This window comes from Flavobacterium adiutor (assembly GCF_048282555.1).
Lineage (GTDB): Bacteria > Bacteroidota > Bacteroidia > Flavobacteriales > Flavobacteriaceae > Flavobacterium.
Genome location: NZ_CP182487.1, coordinates 333992 through 354522, shown reverse-complemented (window position 1 = coordinate 354522; position 20531 = coordinate 333992). Strand labels below are relative to the sequence as shown.

Sequence of the window (20531 nt, the reverse complement as noted above, 5' to 3'; positions counted from 1 at the left end):
AAGGTTAAAATTTACAGAAAATGAAAAATATAGTATATCTCTTTTTACTAATCACGCAGATTTTCTTTGCTCAGGGCAGTTTTGAAAAAGCAAATGCCTTATATCAAAAGGGAAAATATCAGGAGGCTGCACAGACGTATGAAAGCATTATTAAGGAAGACAAACAACATTCTGCCGAATTGTATTTTAACTTAGGGAATTGTTATTACAAACTCAACAAAGTAGCGCTTTCTATTTATAATTACGAAAAAGCTCTTGTCCTTAAACCACACGATGCTGAAACTTTAAACAACCTGAAATTTGCCAAAAAACTGACTATTGACGAAATTAAAGAAGTACCAAAGGTTGGTTTTGCCAAACTAATTCAGAATTTTACAGGTATTTTTAATTACAATACCTGGGCCTGGATTTCGGTAGGAATTGCATTTGCTTTTTTGCTTAGTTTTATTGGCTACTATTTTTCTCAGCTTACACTTTCCAAAAGAATCTATTTTATCGGAATGTTCATTTTATTGTTTGCCTTATTATTAAGTGTTTCAGCAGGAATAACTGAAAAAGATCATTATAATAATGATCGTCCTGCAATCGTTTTTGCCGAAATGACAGAAGTAAGAAGTGAACCTCAAAAAGCATCATCGAGCATTTTCTTATTACACGAAGGCGCAAAAGTTTATGTAACTGAGTCTCTTGAAAACTGGAAAAAAATTGAATTGACAGATGGCACCGAAGGGTGGATTGATGCTTCTGCTATAAAAGAAGTAAAATAGAAAATCATTATAAAAAAAGAGTCCGTTCCTAACAGAAGCGGACTCTTTTTTTATGTCTTAGAATTTATTCTTAATCTAAAGACTCAGTAAGTTTTTTGAAAACAGTCTTTGCATTTTTACCTTCGTATAAAACGGCGTAAACCGCATCAATAATAGGTGTTTTAGCTCCATAACCCTGATTTAATTTATACGCACTTTTAGTGGCATAATATCCTTCGGCAACCATACTCATCTCCATCATGGCACTTTTTACGGTGTATCCTTTCCCAATCATATTGCCAAACATTCTGTTTCTTGAAAATATGGAATATCCTGTTACCAATAAATCGCCCAAATAAGCAGAATCATTAATATTTCGTTTCATTCTGTGTACTTTCTTGATAAATTTTCGCATCTCACGAATTGCGTTGCTCATTAATACAGACTGAAAATTATCGCCATATCCCAGACCATGAGCAATTCCCGCAGCTATTGCGTAAATATTCTTCAGCATTGCCGCGTATTCAGTTCCGATGATATCATCTGATATTTTAGCTTTTATATAATTACTGGATAAGGATTTTGCAACCGTGCAGGCTTTCTCAGGATCACCACAGGCGATCGTTAAATACGAAAGTCTTTCCAAAGCTACTTCCTCGGCATGGCAAGGTCCTGTAATAACCCCTATATTGTAGTATGGAATATCATACTGAATATGAAAATGTTCACCCACAATCAAACTGGTTTCAGGAACAATTCCTTTAATCGCTGAAAAGATAATTTTATTTTCCAGAGAAACAGTCAAATGCTCTAATTCAGCATTTAAAAAAGCAGAAGGAATTGCAAAAATGAGGTAATCAGCATATTCTATGGCTTCGTTTATATCGTTGGTTAATTTAAGTTTATTGATATCAAACTCAACTGAACTCAAATAATTTGGATTATGCTTATATTTTAGGAGGTGCTCTATTGCAGCATCATTTCGCATATACCAAGAAATTTCATCCTGGTTCACACACAACATTTTTGCAATAGCCGTTGCCCAGCTCCCTCCACCAATTACTGCAAATTTTAAATTTTGACTCATTATTAAAATAATTTAGAGCAAAAGTACTTAATAATGCAGTAATATCACAAAATGTGATTTAAGAATTTTTAAAAACAGCTTTGAATACAACGGTTTTAAAGAATTTAGAAAAAACAAAAAAATATTTTGATTTTCATGCAATAAAAAAAAGACATCTGCGTTCTAAACTATTATCAATTAGACTTTTAAATGAATTTAGTAAGAATTGAGTTAATTAGTTTTGTTTTAGTATTTTAAAAAGGCGTTCCTAAAAAACTTAAGAACGCCTTTTTTTAATGCAAATTCCAAAATTTAAGCTCCAAATAACAATTTCTATTTCTTGATATTAAATAGATATTTCAACTTCAAACAAAAATTTGAAATTTTATTTTTTAGTAACTCATTTCTACAATAGATTTTACTTTATCTAAAGTTACCAGCTGCTTTTCACCTAAACCTTTCCAGCCTCTTTCGTCAAAACGATTTACAATAAAATCTGCTGTTTTACTATAATCATCTGTGTATTGAGAAAGTTTAGTATCCATTCCCATAGTGTGGAAAAACTCTACTGTTTTATTGATAGCTTCTTTTGCTACTTCATCATCTGAACCTGTTAAGTTGAAGATTCTTCTTCCGTATTGTGCTAATTTCCCTTTTTTGGTTTCAAACATTATATGGTATAAACTTGGCCCGATAATTGCCAAAGTTCTCGCATGATCAATTCCGTATAAAGCGGTTAATTCGTGACCAATCATGTGTGTCGCCCAATCTGAGGGAACTCCTTTTTGGATTAATCCGTTTAAAGCCATGGTACAGCTCCACATAAAATTCGAAGCCAAAGCATAATCAGTTGGATTTTCAACAACTCCCGGACCAATTTCAATTAAAGTTTGTAGAATTCCCTCAGCAATTCGGTCTTGTAAAAAACCTTCATGCGGATACGTCAGATATTGCTCCATTACATGCGTGTAAGCATCTACAACCCCATTCTGAATTTGTCTTTTTGGCAAAGATTCAATTACAGTTGGGTCACAAATAGAAAACTTCGGAAACATTGCACTTCCGCCAAAAGCCAGTTTTTCCTGCGTTGCTTTAATCGTAACCACAGAACCCGAATTCATTTCGCTTCCTGTTGCCGGTAATGTCAAAACAGTTCCAAACGGCACAGCATTTTCTTTAATCAAAATTCTCTTTTGAAGAATATCAATTGGGTTTCCTTCAAAATGAACAGCTGCCGAAATAAACTTAACACCGTCAATAACTGATCCTCCTCCTACTGCGAGAATAAAATCGATTTTTTCGGCTTTGATCACTTCTACCGCTTTCATCAAAGTTTCAAAATGTGGATTGGGCTCAATGCCTCCAAATTCGACAATATCAAAACCTTTTAAGTTATTAATTACCTGTTCGTGAATTCCGTTTTTAAAAATACTTCCACCACCATATGCTAATAGTATTTTAGCATCTTTTGGAACCAAAGTCGAAAGTTTCTCAATTTGTCCTTTTCCGAAAATTAAATTCGTCGGATTGTATAATTCAAAGTTTAACATCTGCTTATTTTTTTAATTGTGCCATTAATTTTTCAGCTACCAGTTTTGATGAAGCCGGATTTTGACCTGTAATCAACAAACCGTCTTCTACTGCATAAGGTGCCCAATCAGCTCCTTTTGAATATTCACCACCATTTGCTTTCAAGGCATCTTCTAATAAAAACGGAACCACTTTTGTTAATCCAACTGCTTCTTCTTCAGTATTTGAAAATCCGGTAACTTTTTTGTCTTTAACCAGATAAGAACCATCAATCTTTACATTTTTTAATGCTGCCGGTGCATGACAAACAAAACTTACTGGTTTTTTATGATTGTAAAAAGATGCAATCAAAGCAATTGAATTTTGATCAACGGCCAAATCCCACATTGGTCCGTGACCACCGGGATAAAAAACCGCATCATAATCTTTCTGATCCACTTCTGTAATTTTATGCGTATGTTTTAACTTTTCCTGTAAAGCTAAATCCGCATCAAAACGTTTAGTGTCTTCTGTAGCAGCACTCGGATCATTACTTTTTGGATCAATTGGCGGCTGACCACCTAAAGGACTTGCAATCTCTACAATATATCCCTGATCTATAAGGGTATAATACGGAGCAGCAAATTCTTCTGTCCAAAATCCTGTTTTTTCACCTGTATCTCCTAATTTGTCATGGCTCGTAAGCACAAATAATACTTTTTTCATCTGTTTTTTATTTAATTTTTGAGCAGTAGTCGAAATGCTACCTGCTGTAAAAGCGATTATTGCAAATAATGCTATTTTGTTCATTTCATTAATTTTAAACAAATTTACGGCTTATGTGATATTTGTAAAAATAAAATAAACTATGTTTGTTATAAATAAAACTATATCATGGTAAATCTGGAATGGTACAGAACGTTTAAAGCAGTTTATAAAAATGGAAACTTTTCTATCGCTGCTAAGGAGTTATTTATGAGTCAGCCTGCAGTAAGTCAGCAGATCTCTATGCTCGAAGCTCATGTTGGAAACAAATTATTTATTCGAAAGTCTAAAGGTGTAGAACCAACCGAGTATGCTAAGTTACTGAATAACTTAATAATAGATGCACTCGACCGACTAGAAAATGTAGAAACTACTTTTCGATCAAAAGCGGAAGATGCCACACGATTAATTTCTGTTGGTATTTCGAAACATCTTTTCAGCAGTGTGGGAAATAGTTTAATTGCCAAGTTTGATTTAATCGATTTTACTTTTGCCGACGATGATACTCTTTTTTCGTTAGTCGATTCTAAAAAACTTGATTTTGCAATTGTTTCTAAAAAATACGATACGTTTGATACGGTTCAGGAAACGGTTGCTAAAATTAAACTGGTGATGGTTGGACCAACGAATTTAGATATTACTGAATTTCGCCAGAAACTCAAGTCAGATGATTTTACCGCAGCAGAACAATGGCTAAACGAACAAAAATGGTATTCTCATGATGCCAGGATTCCACACATAAAATTGTTCTGGCTGCATGCTTTCCATAAAAAAAGACCTTCGATGGTTCCTAATTATATCATTCCGTCAGAATATGAAATGCTGGAAATGCTTTCGAAAAATTCCGGTGTTGCCGTAACCTGGAATTGCAATGCCAGAAAATTTATTCAGCAAAATAAATTACAACTGGTATGGAATAGCTTTCATGTTCCTGAAGAATATGTTTATTTGTTGGCGGCTAAAAACAACAATTTGAAGACGTTTTTTGATATCATTGCCAACGAAGTCAGAATTGCATTATCTACTTAAAAATCATTGCTTCAAAAAAATCATCAAAAATGATGAGCATGGATATTTTATTGCATATTAAATTTGTTCTAAAGCAAAATCAGGTTTATCCCAATTTTTTTGTGGGTTAAAATTTAAATTGCTCAGCGTAAGAAATATAAAACTTTATATTTGTGTAAATCTTACGCATTTAGAATATGACTAACATTCAAAATATCAGAGTAGCTGTTGATGCAATTGTATTTGGCTACCAGCACAACCAATTGTATGTCCTTTTAATACAACAGAAATTCGGCACAAAGGAATCGTATTGGGCCTTACCGGGAGGTTTGGTCAAAAATGACGAATCGTTGCAGGATGCAGTAAAAAGAGAATTAAAAGAAGAAACCAATGTTACCGTAACTTATTTTGAACAGCTCTTTACTTTTGGTGATGATGTAAATCGAGATCCCAGAAACCGTGTTATTTCTGTGGCTTATTTTGCTCTGGTTGATCCTTCCAAATTAACCATCAAAGCAGATTCTGATGCCGAACATGCACAGTGGTTCAAAATTAATGAGGTTCCAACCTTAGCTTTTGATCATAATAGCATTCTAAAAAAAGCTATCGAACGCCTAAAAGCAAAACTTACTTATGAACCGGTTGGCTTTGATTTACTGCCAAAAGAATTCCTTTTTTCTGAACTTGAAAACTTATACTGTACCATTTTAGAGAAAGAAATTGACAGGAGAAATTTCAGAAAAAAAATATTAAGCTTTGAAATCATTGAAGAAACGGAACAATTTGGATCCTCAAAAAGCGGACGTCCGGCAAAACTTTTTAAGTTTAACAAACTAAAATACAATGAATTAATCAAGAAAGGTTTTCACTTCGAAATAAAGTTTGCGTAATTTTTACACAAAATAAATTGTCGATCAAAAATATAATCCTATATTTGCGTATAATTAACGCAAACAACAACACTATGATACTAAATTTAGACCCAAAATTCGCTCCTATCCTTAACCAGGAAGAAATCCAGTTTCAAAGTTTTACCTTTTCTGGCGGAGAACCACATATTAAAATCAATCCTGATTTTGATACCACACAAAAAGTAACCATCACACACCGGTTAAATTCATTCAACGATTTAGGTTTGTTGTGTATTACAGTAGATGCTTTACACAGAATGGATGTTAAAATAATCGATTTGTTTATTCCGTATTTCCCGGCAGCAAGACAAGATCGTGTGATGATTAAAGGAGAATCTTTATCTGTAAAAGTGTATGCAGATATTATCAATACACTTCAATTAAATAAAGTTTATGTTTTTGATGCACACTCTGAAGTTACTCCGGCATTGGTAAACAACTGTGAAGTCATTCCGAATCATACTTTTATCAAGGAAGTTTTAAAAGTAATCGGAGAAAACGTAAAACTGATTTCTCCCGACGGTGGCGCTTTGAAGAAAATCTATAAAGTTTCTGAATTCTTAGGCGGAATTGATGTGGTAGAATGCAGTAAAAGCCGTGATGTAAAAACCGGAAAATTGTCTGGTTTTAAAGTTTACAATGATGATTTGCAAGGAATGGATTGTTTAATTGTAGATGATATCTGCGACGGAGGAGGAACTTTCGTAGGATTAGCCGAAGAACTTAAAAAGAAAAACGCCGGAAAGCTATACCTAGCAGTAAGCCACGGAATTTTCAATAAAGGATTTGAAGTTTTAGATTGTTTTGACAAAATATTTACAACGAATTCTTTTAAAGATTTTGAAGGTGAAAGTGTTCAGGTAATTGGGCTTGAAACGTTAATTTAAAAAGGTTTCAAGTTTCAGGTTTCAAGTTATCTGCTTAAGGTGAAACCTAAAATAAAATTCTATTAACCGTTTCATGTTTAGCATTTCAGTTTCAAGTTTATTGGAACCTGAATCCTGAAACAAAGAAAACCTGAAACAAAACCACAAAAATTATGAGCGACGATTTAAAACCAAGATTTATTGAATCTTTAAAAAGAAACAATGATCAGATAAGAGAAGACAGAGCCAATACAATTGGTGCAGATTCTGAATTAATTTACAGAAGAAGAGTCGAAGATATTGAATTAAAAATCAAAAGACTCGAAAGAGAACAAGAAGGATTAATTGATATTAGTCCACTGGATAAAAACAGTCTCACATTTGCCGATTTTCAGCCGGAAGCTTTTGTTCAGAAAGACATGGAATTATCATTAACAATCAGAAATCTAAATATTCAGTTTGAAGTAACAAAAAAACGATTCGAATATTTATTTGGTAAAACATTTTAGTCATGGGAGGTACAAGATATGATTTAGGAGCTCGTTTGAGCAGAGCAGAAGCAGCAGGTTATGGAAAAAAATCTGCAAGTGAAATTTTTACACAGAATTCTTTACGAATGGCGCATGAATCTATGAATCCGAATGGTATTACTTTTCGGGAAGCCAGAGATTCTGAAGTGCATCCCAATTCTGTTCCGATCATTTTAGGACTGGATGTTACGGGAAGTATGGGTCACATTCCGCATGAACTGATCAAAGAAGGGTTGCCAAAATTGATGGGCGGAATTATTCAGGGCGGTGTTCCAGATCCAGCACTTTTATTCTTAGGAATTGGCGATCACGAATGCGACAGATATCCGCTTCAGGTTGGACAGTTTGAATCTGGAGACGAAGAGCTGGATATGTGGTTAACCCGAACGTATATTGAATCAGGCGGTGGTGGAAACGCTGGCGAAAGTTATCTTCTGGCCTGGTATTTTGCAGCTTTCCATACTAAAACCGATGCTTTCGAAAAAAGAGGTCAAAAAGGATTGTTGTTTACTGTTGGTGATGAACCAGGTTTAAAAACACTTCCAGCATCAGCAATAAAAGAAATTATGGGTCAGGGACAACAGACTTATACACATCTTGAATTATTAGCAGAAGCGCAAAAAAGATACGATGTTTATCATATTAGTGTCTTGCATTCAGGACAAGCCATTAACGCCGATGTAGAATGGAAAAAATTACTGGGGCAAAATTGTCTTTCAATTGAAGATCACAGAGAAATTCCAAATGTAATTAAGAAAATAATCTGCGATAAACACAAAACTTCTGGTTCTGATTTAGGAACAAATCCAGTTTCAGGAGGTTTAGATAATATCGAAATGCTTTAAAAGTTTTATGGCTTTTGAGGGATTAAAATGGAAGTTTTTTCTTTTAGCAACGAGAAATTTGCTCGCAAAGACGCGAAGACGCAAAGTCTTTTAATTTAAAGGTTAAGCTTAAAAAACTTGCTTACTTGAGATTATTTAAAGAATATGCTTAAAAAAACTTTGCGCCTTCGCGCCTTTGCGAGATTAAAAAAAACAAAATGAAAACAGCTCAAATAGTTATAGGTTTAGGATTTGGTGATGAAGGGAAAGGCATAACAACAGATTTTCTGGCGAAGCAAAATCCTGAATCTATAGTTATTCGGTTTTCAGGAGGACAACAGGCAGCACACACGGTTATGATTGGTGATAAAAAACATGTTCATTCCAGTTTTGCGAGTGGTGCGCTTCGTGGGCTTCCGTCTTATTACAGCGAGCATTGCACCATTCATCCGCTTTTTCTCTACAACGAAAGAGAAGAATTAAAAGAAAAAGAAGCTAATCTGGATTTGTATATCCATCCTTTAGCAAAAGTCACAACCCCTTTTGATGTCTGGCACAACAGAGGAAATGTGCGAAACATCGAAAACGGAACCTGCGGAAAAGGCATTGGTTCCACCATGAAAAGAAACGAAGGCCCGTATAAATTGTTTGCCATCGATTTGATTGCGCCCCGTGAAATGCTTTTAGAAAAACTAAACCAAATCGCCTATTATTATGGTTTTTTAAGCGAAAGTGAAATGGATGAAGAAGTCAGTCAATATCTGGAAGCAATTGATAAAATAGAATGGAATATTGTTGATTACACGTTCCTTTCAAAATACGAAAATCTCATTTTTGAAGGCAGTCAGGGAATTCTGCTCGACATGGATCACGGTGTTTTTCCGAATGTAACGTATGCCAATACCACTTCAAAAAATGCGATTGAAATTTGTAATATACTAAAGATTGAAGATGTAGTAGTGTATTATGTAACCCGCAGTTATGCAACCCGACACGGACACGGCTGGATGGCGAATGAAGGAGAAATAAAATTAAAAAACAACGAAGAAGAAACCTGTGTTTTTAACGAATACCAAAAACACTTACGTTTTGGAAGTCTGAATTATGAACTTTTAAATTATGCTCTAAAACTCGATGCAGCTTACAGCCCAATGGCAAAACGAAATTTGGTTGTAACCTGTATGGATCAGCTGGAGCAAGATTATGAGTTTGAAAGCCTCACAACGGAATTCAATGAAATCTACGGATCATTTTCACCTGATTCGAAAGATTTTAAAAACATTACTTCTTTGTTTCAATAAAAAGAGAAAAAATGAAATACACTATAGATACCATAGCTCCGGAAAGTAAATTTTTATTTTTCTGGGGACATCAGCCAAACAAAGACGGAAAAATCACCAAAACCTGTTTCAGCCAATGGTGGTTGAGTTCTTTTAAAGTAGATAAAATAACTTATAAAACTGCCGAACACTGGATGATGGCGAAAAAAGCTGAATTATTCGAGGATCAGGAAATTTTAGAAAAAATCATTAAAGCTGATTCTCCTGCAGAAGCCAAAAAATTAGGCAGAGAAGTGAGAAACTACAATGACAAAATCTGGTTAGAAAACCGATATAAAATTGTAAAAGAAGGAAACTTTCACAAATTCAGTCAAAATGCCGATTTGAAAACCTTTTTATTAAATACAAAAGAAAGAGTTTTGGTAGAAGCCAGTCCGGTTGACCCAATTTGGGGAATTGGAATGGCGAGTGATCATAAAGATGTTTTGAATCCTGAAAAGTGGAGAGGTTTAAATCTTTTAGGTTTTGCTTTGATGGAAGTTAGGGATGAATTGAGATAAAAATGATTATGAAAACAACAAGATTATATCGTCCAGTAGGTTTAAAGGAAATGGAATTAATTGCTGAATTAGAATACAATGCATTTCCACCAAGATTGGATTGGCAACCCATTTTTTATCCGGTAACGAATCAGCAATATGCAGATCAGATTGCTTTTGAATGGAATACCGTTGACGAGTTTTCGGGATTTATTGGAATTGTAACTGCCTTTGATGTCAACTCATCCTTTCTGGAAAAGTATGAAGTTCAAAATGTTGGTGATAAAAATCATAACGAACTTTGGATACCATCAGAAGAATTAATTGATTTTAATGCTAACATAGTAAACGGAATTGAAATAGTTAATGTTCATTTTACGGATCGTTCAGTGTTAAGTGAAGACAAAAAACTTAATGAAAAACTAGAGAGTTTTAGAAAATGATTTTAGAATTATTAAAAGCGGACATAACAGAAATTCAGGTCGACGCAATAGTAAATGCAGCCAATACTTCCTTGCTTGGCGGCGGCGGTGTTGATGGAGCGATTCATCGTAAAGGAGGCAAAGCAATCTTAGAAGAATGTATTAAAATTCGTAATAAGCAGGGAGGCTGTAAAACTGGAGAAGCTGTCATTACAACAGCTGGAAATCTTCCTTCTAAATATGTGATTCATACTGTCGGTCCGGTTTGGAATGGTGATAAAGACGAAAAGTCAAAACTATTGGAAGATTGTTATCAGAACAGTTTGAATCTTGCTGTTAAAAACGGAATCAAAACCATTGCTTTCCCAAATATCAGTACTGGAATTTATCATTTCCCAAAAGAGAAAGCGGCTCAGATTGCCGTAAAAGCAGTAAAAGAGTTTCAAAGAATCTCAGAAATTGAAAAAATACTATTTGTCTGTTTTGATGATGAAAATTATCAGATTTATAAAGAGATTCTGGAATAGAAAAAATAAATATTAAACAAACACAATCGAAGTTATTGTGTTCTTATAAAATGAAAATAGAATTAAAAAAATACAGCGAGCAATTACAAGAATGGCCTCAAACAGGTCATCACATAATGGCTCAGTATGACGATGAAAAAATAATAGTATACCAGTCATACCGAAAAGAAATAGGCGAATTTGCCGTAAAAAATCAGTTTTTTGGAGGTGCTTTCAGTCTAGACAGAATGACCTGGATCAAACCCAATTTTCTGTGGATGATGTACAGAAACGGATGGGGAACAAAAGAAGGTCAGGAAGTCGTTCTGGCAATCCATCTGAAAAGAGATGCGTTTGAAAAATATCTTCACAACGCAGTTTATTCTTCTTATAGCGCTGATTTAGGAATTAGCAATGAAGAATGGCAGACAGAAGTAAAATCTTCTTCTGTAAGACTCCAATGGGATCCCGATCATGATCCGTATGGAGGAAAATTAGAAAGAAGAGCGATTCAAATTGGCTTACGAGACGAATTTACAAGATCTTACTCCAAAGAAGATATTTTATTAATCGAAGATATTTCGGACTTTGTAGCAGAACAATACGAATTTGTTCAGAAAAAGGAATTACAAAACCTGAACATTCCGGCAGAGAGACCTTTTCTTTTTAAAAATCAAGAATTGAATACGAAATTAAAAATTACATAGAAAAGATGAATGAAAAAACAGCAAAAAGCGTCAGCAAGTTTTTAAGTCTGGTGCTGCGACATTCGCCTGAAACTATCGGATTAAAATTAGACGAAAACGGATGGGCAGATGTAGAAGAATTAATTATAAAATGTAATAAAAAAGGAAGCCAGAATCAGATGACGGCTGAACTTTTGGATTATGTTGTAGAAAATAACGATAAAAAGCGTTTTGCATTTAATGAAGATAAAACCAAAATCCGTGCAAGTCAGGGACATTCGATTTCAGTTGAATTAAATTTGGCCGAAACTGAACCTTCTGAATATTTGTATCACGGAACAGTTGGAAAGTTTATGGAAAGTATCCGCAAAGAAGGTTTGAAAAAAATGAGCCGGCAACACGTACATCTTTCAAAAGATAAAGAAACGGCAGTAAAAGTAGGAAGCCGTAGAGGAATTGCTCAAATTTTAACCGTCAGAAGTGGTGCAATGCACAGAGACGGTTTTAAATTTTATTTATCCGAAAACAATGTCTGGTTAACAGATGAGGTTCCTGCAAAATACATTCAATTTTAAAAATGAAAAGAACACTTGTTTTTGGAGACATCCACGGAGGATTAAGAGCTTTAGTTCAGTTGCTGGACCGAATCGCTTTATCTGAAACTGACCGGTTAATTTTTTTAGGCGATTATGTAGATGGCTGGAGCGAGTCGGCACAGGTTATTGAATTTCTTATCAGGCTATCCCAAAAACAGGAATGCATTTTTATAAAAGGAAATCATGATGCCTGGTGTCAGGAATGGTTAGAAAAAGATGTAATAAACGACATCTGGTTTTTGCATGGCGGAAAATCGACTATAGAAAGTTATCAGAATATTGATATCTCTGAAAAAAAGAAACATCTGAAATTCTTTAATCAAATGAAAGATTATTTTGTTGATGAGAATAACAACCTTTTCATTCATGCCGGATTTTCATCGATGCACGGACCAGAAAAAGAACATTATCAAACCAATTTTTCATGGGACAGAACGTTGTGGGAAATGGCGCTGACAATGGATAAACGAATTAAAAAAGATTCGAATTTATACCCAAAAAGGTTATTACTTTTTAATGAAATTTATATCGGTCATACACCAACGCTTCATTATGATATAGAAATTCCAATGCAGGGTTGTAATGTCTGGAATATTGATACGGGTGCAGGTTTTTATGGGAAATTAACTTGTCTAGAAGTTGAAACGAAAGAATTTTGGCAGAGTGATGTAGTACAGACGTTTTATCCAAATGAAAAAGGAAGAAATAAATAAAATGAGAAACACAATAGAATCAGGTTTATTCGGTTTAGCTGTTGGAGATGCTTTAGGTGTTCCGGTAGAATTTAAATCGAGAACGTATTTAAAACAAAATCCGGTTACAGACATGATGGGATTCATGTGCTGGAATCAACCTCCTGGAACATGGAGTGACGATAGTTCACTCGCATTTTGCACAGCCGAAAGTTTATCTCGAAATTTTGACATAGAAGATATGGCTCAGACTTTCGTAAAATGGATGCTGGAAGGTTATTGGGGAGCGCATCATAAAGTATTTGACATAGGAGGAACAACAAAACATTCTCTGCTTCGTGTTGTAAAAGGAGAATCGGCTGCTTTTTCTGGTAATTTTTTCGATCAGGATAATGGAAATGGTTCGTTAATGCGCATCTTGCCTTTGGCTTTTTATCTTCATAAAGAAAAAAATATTGAAATTATTTATCAAAAAGTCAAAGCAGTTTCTTCCATAACTCATGCTCATTTTCGTTCCGGATTTGCCTGCTTTATTTACGTGATCTATTGTTTGGAAATTTTAAAAGAGAAAGATAAATTCGAAGCTTATATCGAAATGAAAAATACGGTTTCGGTATTTCTGAAAGATAAAAAGTTTAATTCTGCAGAAATTCAGTTATTTGACAGAATTCTGAAAAATGATATTTCAGAATATTTGGAAGACGAAATTCATTCTTCTGGTTATGTGCTACATAGTTTAGAAGCTAGTATTTGGTGCTTTCTGAATTCGGATTCTTATGAAGAAACGGTTTTAAAAGCAGTTAATCTCGGCGAAGACACAGATACAACTGGTGCTATTGCCGGAGGCCTGGCAGGAATTTATTATGGAATCGAAAATATCTCTAAAAAATGGATTGAAAATTTGGTCCGAACAAACGATATAAAAGATTTAGCAGAACGATTATTAAAAAATATAAACTAAAATTATGAACCCACTATTATTAACCGATGGTTACAAAGTTGACCACAGAAGGCAATACCCGGACAAAACTACTTTAGTATATTCTAACTGGACACCCAGAAAATCAAGAATCGAAGGTCTTGAAGAAGTTGTGTTTTTCGGATTGCAGTATTTTATCAAAAAATACATCATTCACGATTTTGATACTTACTTTTTTAAACAGCCAAAAGAGGAAGTGGTTAAAAAATACGCCCGTCGAATCAATAACTATTTAGGAGAAAACCAGGTAGGCACTAAACATATCGAAGATTTACACGATTTAGGCTATATTCCGATGGTTTTTAAAGCGTTGCCGGAAGGTGCGAGTGTTCCGTTGAGAGTGCCAATGTTTACGATGTACAATACGATTCCGGAGTTTTTCTGGCTGACGAATTATTTCGAGACCTTGCTTTCTGCCGTAATCTGGCTGCCTTGTAACTCTGCTACCATCGCAAGGGAATACAGAAAAGTATTGGATAAATATGCTGACGAAACTTCTTCTGTTCCAGAATTTGTAGATTGGCAGGCGCACGATTTCTCTATGAGAGGAATGGGAGGCATCGAAGCGGCTTTAACTTCTGCAGCAGGGCATTTATTGAGTTTTACAGGATCTGATACGATTCCTGCAATTGATTTCTTAGAAGAATATTACAATGCTAATTCAGATCAGGAGCTTGTAGCTGGTTCAGTAGCAGCAACGGAACATTCCGTTATGTGTATGGGAACGACTGAAGGTGAGTACGAAACTTTCAAAAGATTAATTACAGAAGTATATCCAAAAGGAATTGTTTCTATCGTTTCTGATACTTGGGATTTATGGAAAGTGCTAACGGATTATCTTCCAAGATTAAAAGAAGAAATCGTTTCAAGAGAAGGTAAAGCAGTAATTCGTCCTGACAGTGGCGATCCGGTAGATATCATCTGCGGAAATCCAAACGGAAAAACAGAACAGGAGAAAAAAGGGGTAATCGAATTGCTTTGGGATGTTTTTGGTGGCAATACAAATGCGAAAGGTTTCAAAGAATTAGTTCCGCAGATTGGAGCCATTTATGGAGATAGTATTACCGTAGCAAGAGCAACTCAAATTTGTGAACGCTTAAAAGCAAAAGGGTTCGCTTCTACAAATGTTGTTTTAGGTATTGGATCTTTCACATATCAGTACAACACAAGAGATACTTTCGGATTTGCAATGAAAGCCACTTACGGAGAAGTAAACGGAGAGGGAAGAGCGATCTTCAAAGATCCGATTACAGATGACGGAACTAAAAAATCAGCTAAAGGATTAATGAAAATTGATTTAATCGACGGTAAGTATCATTTAACAGATAATGTTTCCTGGGAAGAAGAAAAACAAGGCGAATTGAAGGAAGTCTTCAGAAATGGGAAACTTTTAATTGATCAGTCTTTAAATGATATCAGAATCCGTGTTAGTACAGGAATCAGTATCGAAGCATAAATAATATAATCCGGTTATAAAAATTACATCCTTAAAAATATAAACTATAAAAATTACATCTCTTATAACTTTAGCAGGAAGCCTTTTTATAACCGGAATTGCTCATTCACAAACATCAAATCAAACAAAAAAGATGGCAGAGAAGGAACATTATCCAAAAGCACTGGTTGACTATGATGATTTTAAAAATCTTGTCTCGGAATTAGAAAAGCAACGAGAAAAAAACTTAGTAAGTCTGGATGTTTTTTTGAAAATGGCAAAGGAAGAAAACACCGTAATTTTGGATTCCCGTTCCGATTTTCGTTTCAACAGAAAACATTTAAAAGGAGCGATTCATCTTGATTTTACTGACTTCACACAGGAAAACCTTTAAAAGTTAATTCCGAATCCGAATACCAGAAAATTGATTTACTGCAATAATAATTTTGATGGAGATCCTATAGATTTTGCTTCGAAAATGGCTAAACCTAAAACCAATATCGAAACCCAAATTCTGTCCAACAGAAAACCCATTATGCTGGCACTTAATATTCCAACGCATATTGACCTTTATGGATATGGTTATAAAAATATCTATGAACTGGATGAGCTGGTGAATGTAAATGATTCAAGAATACAATTTGAAGGAACTGAAGTGAAATAACAAACATCATAAAAATGAAAGCCTGAATTTTATCCATTCAGGCTTTTTTTTATGACTTGTTTTTGCGTTACGTTTGTCATTCCGAGAAACGAGGAATCTTCGTAAGTAGCTCCGTAAAGAATATCAATCTGTGTCGATCTAGCAACAAAGATTCCTCCTTCGTCGGAATGACAAGATTGCGTAAAACTGTATGGAAAATTATTTCTTATAAAAATTATTATGGTCAATATATCCCCAGACTTTTGAAGGCAAAAGCGGCTGGATGTTTTTTCCCTCTTTGATATTCTTCCGAATAAAAGTAGACGAAATTTCTACAACAGGCGCATCAATAATATGAACTTTTGGATGCGATTTTAGTTCGCTATTTTCCAGTTCTTCTGAAATACGCGGGTAAACGTAAATATCATAATTTTCTAGAATCACTTCATAGTTTTTCCACTTGTGAAGTGTTTTCAGATTATCCTCTCCCATAATCAGTGAAAACTCATGATTGGGATATTTATCTTGTAGATGCGCCAGCGTGATAACGGTATAACTCGGTTGAGGTAATTTAAACTCGATATCAGACGGTTTTATTTTCGGATAATCTTCTGTTGCCAGAAAAACCATTTGCAAGCGCTGCTGATCGTCTAATAAAGTCGCTTTCTTTTTTAACGGATTATGAGGTGTAACGACCATCCAGATCTGATCTAAACCAGCATACTCTGCCATATGATTGGCAATAATCATATGACCAATATGAATGGGATTATATGTTCCGAAGTAGAGGCCTATTTTCATTTTTAGTCCTTAGTTTATTATAGTGGTTAGTCCTTAGTCCTTTTTCCAAGCTAAAACCCCAATTATTCTTTTAGGTTTTTGGAAAATGCGTTTATCATTTTGCTTTCTTCTTCAATTAAAAACATGATTTCATTAAATAAGAAATCATCAGAAATAAAATCTAATTCTTTTGCTATAATCAGTTGTGTTTCTAATTCGTTTAAAGAACCTCTGGAAATACTTAAAAAATGATTAAATGATTTATCCGTCTGACGTCCAAATCCTTCAGCAATATTTGAAGGAATTGATACGCTGGCCCTTTTTAACTGGCTTGTCAACGCATATATTTCTTCTTTCGGAAAGCTATTAGTGAGTTTATAAACCAAAACAACAATCTTAATCCCCTTTTGCCAAATAAGTAATTCTTTATACGAACTAATTCCACCCATATATTCAAACTTCTAAATTAATAACTCAAGAACTAAGCACTTAGGACTATCCAGCACTTAATAAGTCAGTACTTTCACCAACAGACTTAAGGACTAATTACTCATTTAGAAACAAAATCCTTCACCAACTGATGCGCTTCTTCCAAAGCCACAGCTAAATCATAGTTTTTAATAATCACGTCAAATTGAGGAGCAGTCGCAAGTTCAACTGAAGCTTTTGCAATACGCATATTGATTTTATCTTCGCTTTCTGTAGAGCGTTCTTTTAATCGGCGTTTTAGTTCGTCAACACTTGGTGGTTTTACGAAAACGGCTAAAGTCTGTTCGGGAAATTTATGTTTGATACGCAATCCTCCGGCAACATCAATATCGAAGATGACATTTTTACCCAAAGCCCAGATTCTTTCAATTTCCGATTTTAAAGTACCGTAAAAATTATCGCGGTACACTTCTTCCCATTCCAGGAAATCTTCAGCTTTAATGTGTTTTTTGAATTCTTCAAGCGAAATAAAATAATAATCTTTTCCGTTGACTTCTTCTCCGCGCGGGTCACGGGAAGCTGCTGAGATTGAAAATTCTAAATTTAAATCTTCCTGTTTTAGTAAATGTTTTACTATCGTTGTTTTTCCCGATCCTGAAGGTGCCGAAAAAACAATTAATTTTCCTTTATTCATTTTTATATGCAATTAGTAATTAGTAATTAGTGAACAGCTAATTAGTATTCACTTACTGATTACTTTATAATACGTTTAGTACCTGTTCCTTAATCTTCTCGAGTTCATCTTTCATCATCACCACCAGTTTCTGCATCTGCGCATGATTCGATTTTGAACCCATCGTATTGATTTCTCTTCCCATTTCCTGGGTGATAAACCCAAGTTTACGTCCGTTTGCTTCGTTACCTTTTAAAGTTTCAACAAAATAATCTAAGTGATTGGTGAGGCGGACTTTCTCTTCCGTAATATCCAGTTTTTCCAAATAATAGATCAGCTCCTGCTCGAAGCGATTTTCATCAACATTAACCTGTAATTCAGAAATTGCTGTGTGAAGACGCTCTTTTATAGCCTGAACCCTTTCCGGATCTAATGCCAGGGCGTCCTCCATATATTGACGAATATTTGCAATTCGAAGATTGAATTCTTTCTCAAGCGATTCTCCTTCGTCTTTTCTGAAACTTAATATATTTTGTAGCGCTTCGTCGATGATGACCTGAATCTGCTCCCAGTCCTCTTCGTCAATTTCCTCACGTTCTGTTTTTAGAACATCCGGCATACGAACCGCCATTTTCATCAGTTCGGTTTCATCTGCAGTGGGATAAACTTCCCTTAACTGGGCTATATAATTTTTCACAACCGGAACATTTACTTTTGTAGAAGTCTGCTCAGAAGTACTTTCGACGTAAATTGCAAAATCGACTTTCCCTCTTTCCAGCCTGGTCGAAATCAGGGTGCGTAACCCCAATTCCATTTCACGGTAAACCGAAGGCATTCTCACATTCAGGTCTAAACCTTTACTATTCAGAGATTTTACTTCTACAGTAATTTTTTTCGTTGGCAATTGCAAAGAAGCTTTACCAAAACCGGTCATCGATTGTATCATATATTGAGTATAAAGGCGCAAAGATACTAAAAAACTTTACAGGGAAGATTTCTAGTTTTTCATGGCGTCTACGTTTTAAATTCTATGGGCGTTGCCTAAAGGCCGGGCTATCCATACCAATATTATCAAGCTAAGGAATTGCATTCGTCACTTCGAGTGATTTTTAATAATAATGCGATAGCTTTATGATTAAAAATTGTATCGAGAAGCTTTTTAGCACTAAGGTTCTCGATACATTTTGTTTACTTTTCTTCCAGAGCTTTCATTACCTGCAAAATATTCTGCTGGCTGTTCCCGATGTAAATTTTACCGTCAATAATAAAAACCGGACGGCTTAAAAAAGTATAATGCTCCATAATGTATTTTTTAAAATCAACTTCGGTCAAGGCTTTGTTTTTTAAATCCATTGACTTGTATAATTGTGCTTTTTTACTGAATAACGCTTCATAACTTCCGGAAAGTTGGTACATTTCTTCGAGCTCGGCTTCAGAAATTGGATTTTGTTTAATGTCATGAAAAATTAAATCGTTGTCTTTAGGCAGGTTTTTGATAATTTTTCGACATGTATCGCAGGATGCCAAATAGTATATTTTGTTCATAATTTTAATTTTATTTCGATACAAAGAAAATCATTGAAACTTAAAAATTGTCTAATTTTATAAAAAAATAAATTTATGAATCCAGTTTTCGAAGTACAAAAAACAAGCAGGGAAATTCTGTTAAAAATTTTAGATAGTCATTCATTAGAACAATTAAACAAAATCCCACAAGGATTTAATAATAACCTAATCTGGAATATTGCCCATTGTATTGCGGCACAACAGGCTTTAGTGTATAAATTATCAGGACTTCCTTCTATTGTCCCGGATGAATTTATTGCCAGATACAGAAAAGATACTAAACCCGAAGGTGATGTTTCACAAGAAGAAGTAGATGAAATCAGAAGATTGCTTTCAGACACACTACAACAGGCAGAAAAAGATTATGCTGCTAAAATATTTCTAAAATATACGGAATACACTACCAGTATGGGTTTTACACTTCGAAATATAGAAGATGCCTTATCTTTTAATAATTATCATGAAGCCACACATACCGGAATTATAATGAGTATCCGAAAGTTTGTTTAAAACTTTCGGATATTTTAATTCATTATTCTTTCTATTGTAACGGTCATTGCTCCTGCTCCTTTACTTTTGGTAATTTCCATAAAAGCTCTTTTTGACAAGTCAATATCTCTTGTTCTCACAAATGGTCCTCTATCAGTAATTTCAACAATTACAAACTTCCCATTGGCTTCATTTGTGACTTTTACTTTAGTTCCGAAAGGTAATTTTTTATGGGCAGCTGTGTATTTATTATTATTGAAGCGTGCACCGCTTGCTGTTCTTTTTCCATTAAAACGATCATGGTAATAAGAAGCATGAGCTGATTTTTTGTAGAGTTTCAGTTTTAGGCCTTGCACACTAAAAATAGAATCTGTTGGTGGGGAAAGCTTTAGAACTTTGGAATTGTCAGTTTTTAAAGTGTCCTGAGAAACCTTGGCTTCAACTGGTTTACTCTGACTCATAACGTAGGTAAAGCAACTTAATAAAGTCACCGAAACGAGAGAGAGCAAAATATTTTTTTTATTCCTCATAATTTATTTTTTTTCAGACTTGGGGGGACTTGTACAAATAATATGCCGAGATAAAAAAAGC

At 34.6% G+C, this 20531-nt stretch carries 27 protein-coding genes; 18 read left to right on the top strand and 9 right to left on the bottom strand.

The genetic code is table 11. From position 1 onward, the window contains the following. Positions 1-20: 20 nt before the first annotated feature. On the top strand, positions 21-767 hold the full coding sequence (locus tag ACNC7R_RS01440; protein WP_417939216.1) for a tetratricopeptide repeat protein: 747 nt from the start codon (positions 21-23) through the stop codon (positions 765-767). A 70-nt stretch (positions 768-837) separates the two neighbouring features. On the opposite strand, the gene ACNC7R_RS01435 is transcribed toward ACNC7R_RS01440, so the two are convergent. From ACNC7R_RS01435 to ACNC7R_RS01425, 3 genes are all read right to left on the bottom strand, one after another. Beyond that, complete coding sequence (locus ACNC7R_RS01435) at positions 838-1833, bottom strand: NAD(P)H-dependent glycerol-3-phosphate dehydrogenase (protein WP_417939215.1); 996 nt, start codon at positions 1831-1833, stop codon at positions 838-840. Positions 1834-2204: 371 nt separating this feature from the next. Beyond that, positions 2205-3362, bottom strand: a complete 1158-nt coding sequence (locus ACNC7R_RS01430) for an iron-containing alcohol dehydrogenase (protein WP_417939214.1) — start codon at positions 3360-3362, stop codon at positions 2205-2207. Positions 3363-3366: 4 nt separating this feature from the next. Continuing rightward, the gene (locus tag ACNC7R_RS01425) at positions 3367-4131 is read right to left on the bottom strand and encodes a type 1 glutamine amidotransferase domain-containing protein (RefSeq protein ID WP_417939213.1); all 765 of its coding nucleotides are present in this window, start codon (positions 4129-4131) and stop codon (positions 3367-3369) included. 84 nt (positions 4132-4215) lie between these two features. Between ACNC7R_RS01425 and ACNC7R_RS01420 the strand changes: the two genes are divergently transcribed. From ACNC7R_RS01420 to ACNC7R_RS01345, 16 genes are all read left to right on the top strand, one after another. Then, positions 4216-5115 carry a LysR family transcriptional regulator gene (locus ACNC7R_RS01420; protein ID WP_417939211.1) on the top strand — a complete coding sequence of 300 codons (900 nt, stop codon included), beginning with the start codon at positions 4216-4218 and terminating at the stop codon, positions 5113-5115. 176 nt (positions 5116-5291) lie between these two features. Beyond that, a complete protein-coding gene (locus ACNC7R_RS01415) occupies positions 5292-5984 on the top strand; it encodes an NUDIX hydrolase (protein ID WP_417939210.1) in 693 nt (230 codons plus the stop codon). A gap of 74 nt (positions 5985-6058) precedes the next feature. Next, positions 6059-6892 carry a ribose-phosphate diphosphokinase gene (prs, locus tag ACNC7R_RS01410; RefSeq protein ID WP_417939209.1) on the top strand — a complete coding sequence of 278 codons (834 nt, stop codon included), beginning with the start codon at positions 6059-6061 and terminating at the stop codon, positions 6890-6892. A gap of 152 nt (positions 6893-7044) precedes the next feature. Then, the gene (locus ACNC7R_RS01405; protein WP_417939208.1) at positions 7045-7380 is read left to right on the top strand and encodes a hypothetical protein; all 336 of its coding nucleotides are present in this window, start codon (positions 7045-7047) and stop codon (positions 7378-7380) included. Positions 7381-7382: 2 nt separating this feature from the next. Continuing rightward, the gene (locus ACNC7R_RS01400) at positions 7383-8246 is read left to right on the top strand and encodes a hypothetical protein (RefSeq protein WP_417939207.1); all 864 of its coding nucleotides are present in this window, start codon (positions 7383-7385) and stop codon (positions 8244-8246) included. A gap of 197 nt (positions 8247-8443) precedes the next feature. Further along, on the top strand, positions 8444-9526 hold the full coding sequence (locus ACNC7R_RS01395) for an adenylosuccinate synthetase (protein ID WP_417939206.1): 1083 nt from the start codon (positions 8444-8446) through the stop codon (positions 9524-9526). Between the two features lie 11 nt (positions 9527-9537). Further along, positions 9538-10065: an NADAR family protein gene (locus ACNC7R_RS01390; RefSeq protein ID WP_417939205.1), complete on the top strand. Its 528-nt coding sequence runs from the start codon at positions 9538-9540 to the stop codon at positions 10063-10065. An 8-nt stretch (positions 10066-10073) separates the two neighbouring features. After that, positions 10074-10487, top strand: a complete 414-nt coding sequence (locus ACNC7R_RS01385) for an ADP-ribosylation/crystallin J1 (protein ID WP_417939204.1) — start codon at positions 10074-10076, stop codon at positions 10485-10487. Beyond that, entirely contained in the window at positions 10484-10993 is a 510-nt protein-coding gene (locus ACNC7R_RS01380; protein ID WP_110307108.1) for an O-acetyl-ADP-ribose deacetylase, read from the top strand. The genes ACNC7R_RS01385 and ACNC7R_RS01380 overlap by 4 nt, the downstream gene beginning before the upstream one ends. A 50-nt stretch (positions 10994-11043) precedes the next feature. After that, a complete protein-coding gene (locus ACNC7R_RS01375; protein WP_417939203.1) occupies positions 11044-11679 on the top strand; it encodes a DUF4291 domain-containing protein in 636 nt (211 codons plus the stop codon). 5 nt (positions 11680-11684) lie between these two features. Next, positions 11685-12233: an RNA 2'-phosphotransferase gene (locus ACNC7R_RS01370; protein WP_417939202.1), complete on the top strand. Its 549-nt coding sequence runs from the start codon at positions 11685-11687 to the stop codon at positions 12231-12233. A gap of 2 nt (positions 12234-12235) precedes the next feature. Next, entirely contained in the window at positions 12236-12967 is a 732-nt protein-coding gene (locus ACNC7R_RS01365) for a metallophosphoesterase family protein (RefSeq protein WP_417939201.1), read from the top strand. A gap of 1 nt (position 12968) precedes the next feature. Next, positions 12969-13907 carry an ADP-ribosylglycohydrolase family protein gene (locus ACNC7R_RS01360; RefSeq protein ID WP_417939200.1) on the top strand — a complete coding sequence of 313 codons (939 nt, stop codon included), beginning with the start codon at positions 12969-12971 and terminating at the stop codon, positions 13905-13907. A 4-nt stretch (positions 13908-13911) separates the two neighbouring features. Continuing rightward, on the top strand, positions 13912-15381 hold the full coding sequence (locus ACNC7R_RS01355) for a nicotinate phosphoribosyltransferase (protein ID WP_417939199.1): 1470 nt from the start codon (positions 13912-13914) through the stop codon (positions 15379-15381). Positions 15382-15514: 133 nt separating this feature from the next. Next, positions 15515-15754 (top strand): rhodanese-like domain-containing protein, encoded by a 240-nt coding sequence (locus ACNC7R_RS01350; RefSeq protein WP_417939198.1) that lies wholly within the window; start codon positions 15515-15517, stop codon positions 15752-15754. A gap of 84 nt (positions 15755-15838) precedes the next feature. Beyond that, positions 15839-16024, top strand: coding sequence for a hypothetical protein (locus ACNC7R_RS01345; RefSeq protein WP_417939197.1), 186 nt, complete (start codon positions 15839-15841; stop codon positions 16022-16024). Positions 16025-16222: 198 nt separating this feature from the next. On the opposite strand, the gene nadD is transcribed toward ACNC7R_RS01345, so the two are convergent. The 5 genes from nadD to ACNC7R_RS01320 form a co-directional block, all read right to left on the bottom strand. Next, positions 16223-16804 carry a nicotinate (nicotinamide) nucleotide adenylyltransferase gene (gene nadD / locus ACNC7R_RS01340; RefSeq protein WP_417939196.1) on the bottom strand — a complete coding sequence of 194 codons (582 nt, stop codon included), beginning with the start codon at positions 16802-16804 and terminating at the stop codon, positions 16223-16225. A gap of 62 nt (positions 16805-16866) precedes the next feature. After that, a complete protein-coding gene (locus tag ACNC7R_RS01335; protein WP_417939195.1) occupies positions 16867-17232 on the bottom strand; it encodes a four helix bundle protein in 366 nt (121 codons plus the stop codon). 101 nt (positions 17233-17333) lie between these two features. Further along, positions 17334-17906, bottom strand: a complete 573-nt coding sequence (gmk, locus tag ACNC7R_RS01330) for a guanylate kinase (protein ID WP_078229075.1) — start codon at positions 17904-17906, stop codon at positions 17334-17336. Positions 17907-17970: 64 nt separating this feature from the next. Further along, the gene (locus ACNC7R_RS01325) at positions 17971-18831 is read right to left on the bottom strand and encodes a YicC/YloC family endoribonuclease (protein WP_417939194.1); all 861 of its coding nucleotides are present in this window, start codon (positions 18829-18831) and stop codon (positions 17971-17973) included. A 242-nt stretch (positions 18832-19073) separates the two neighbouring features. Then, the gene (locus ACNC7R_RS01320; RefSeq protein WP_417939193.1) at positions 19074-19430 is read right to left on the bottom strand and encodes an arsenate reductase family protein; all 357 of its coding nucleotides are present in this window, start codon (positions 19428-19430) and stop codon (positions 19074-19076) included. A 75-nt stretch (positions 19431-19505) separates the two neighbouring features. Here ACNC7R_RS01320 and ACNC7R_RS01315 point away from each other — a divergent pair, with 75 nt between their 5' ends. Further along, entirely contained in the window at positions 19506-19961 is a 456-nt protein-coding gene (locus tag ACNC7R_RS01315) for a DinB family protein (RefSeq protein ID WP_110307117.1), read from the top strand. Between the two features lie 14 nt (positions 19962-19975). Here the strand turns inward: ACNC7R_RS01315 and ACNC7R_RS01310 are convergent, their stop codons facing one another. Next, on the bottom strand, positions 19976-20470 hold the full coding sequence (locus tag ACNC7R_RS01310) for a septal ring lytic transglycosylase RlpA family protein (RefSeq protein WP_417939192.1): 495 nt from the start codon (positions 20468-20470) through the stop codon (positions 19976-19978). Between the last annotated feature and the right edge of the window lie 61 nt (positions 20471-20531).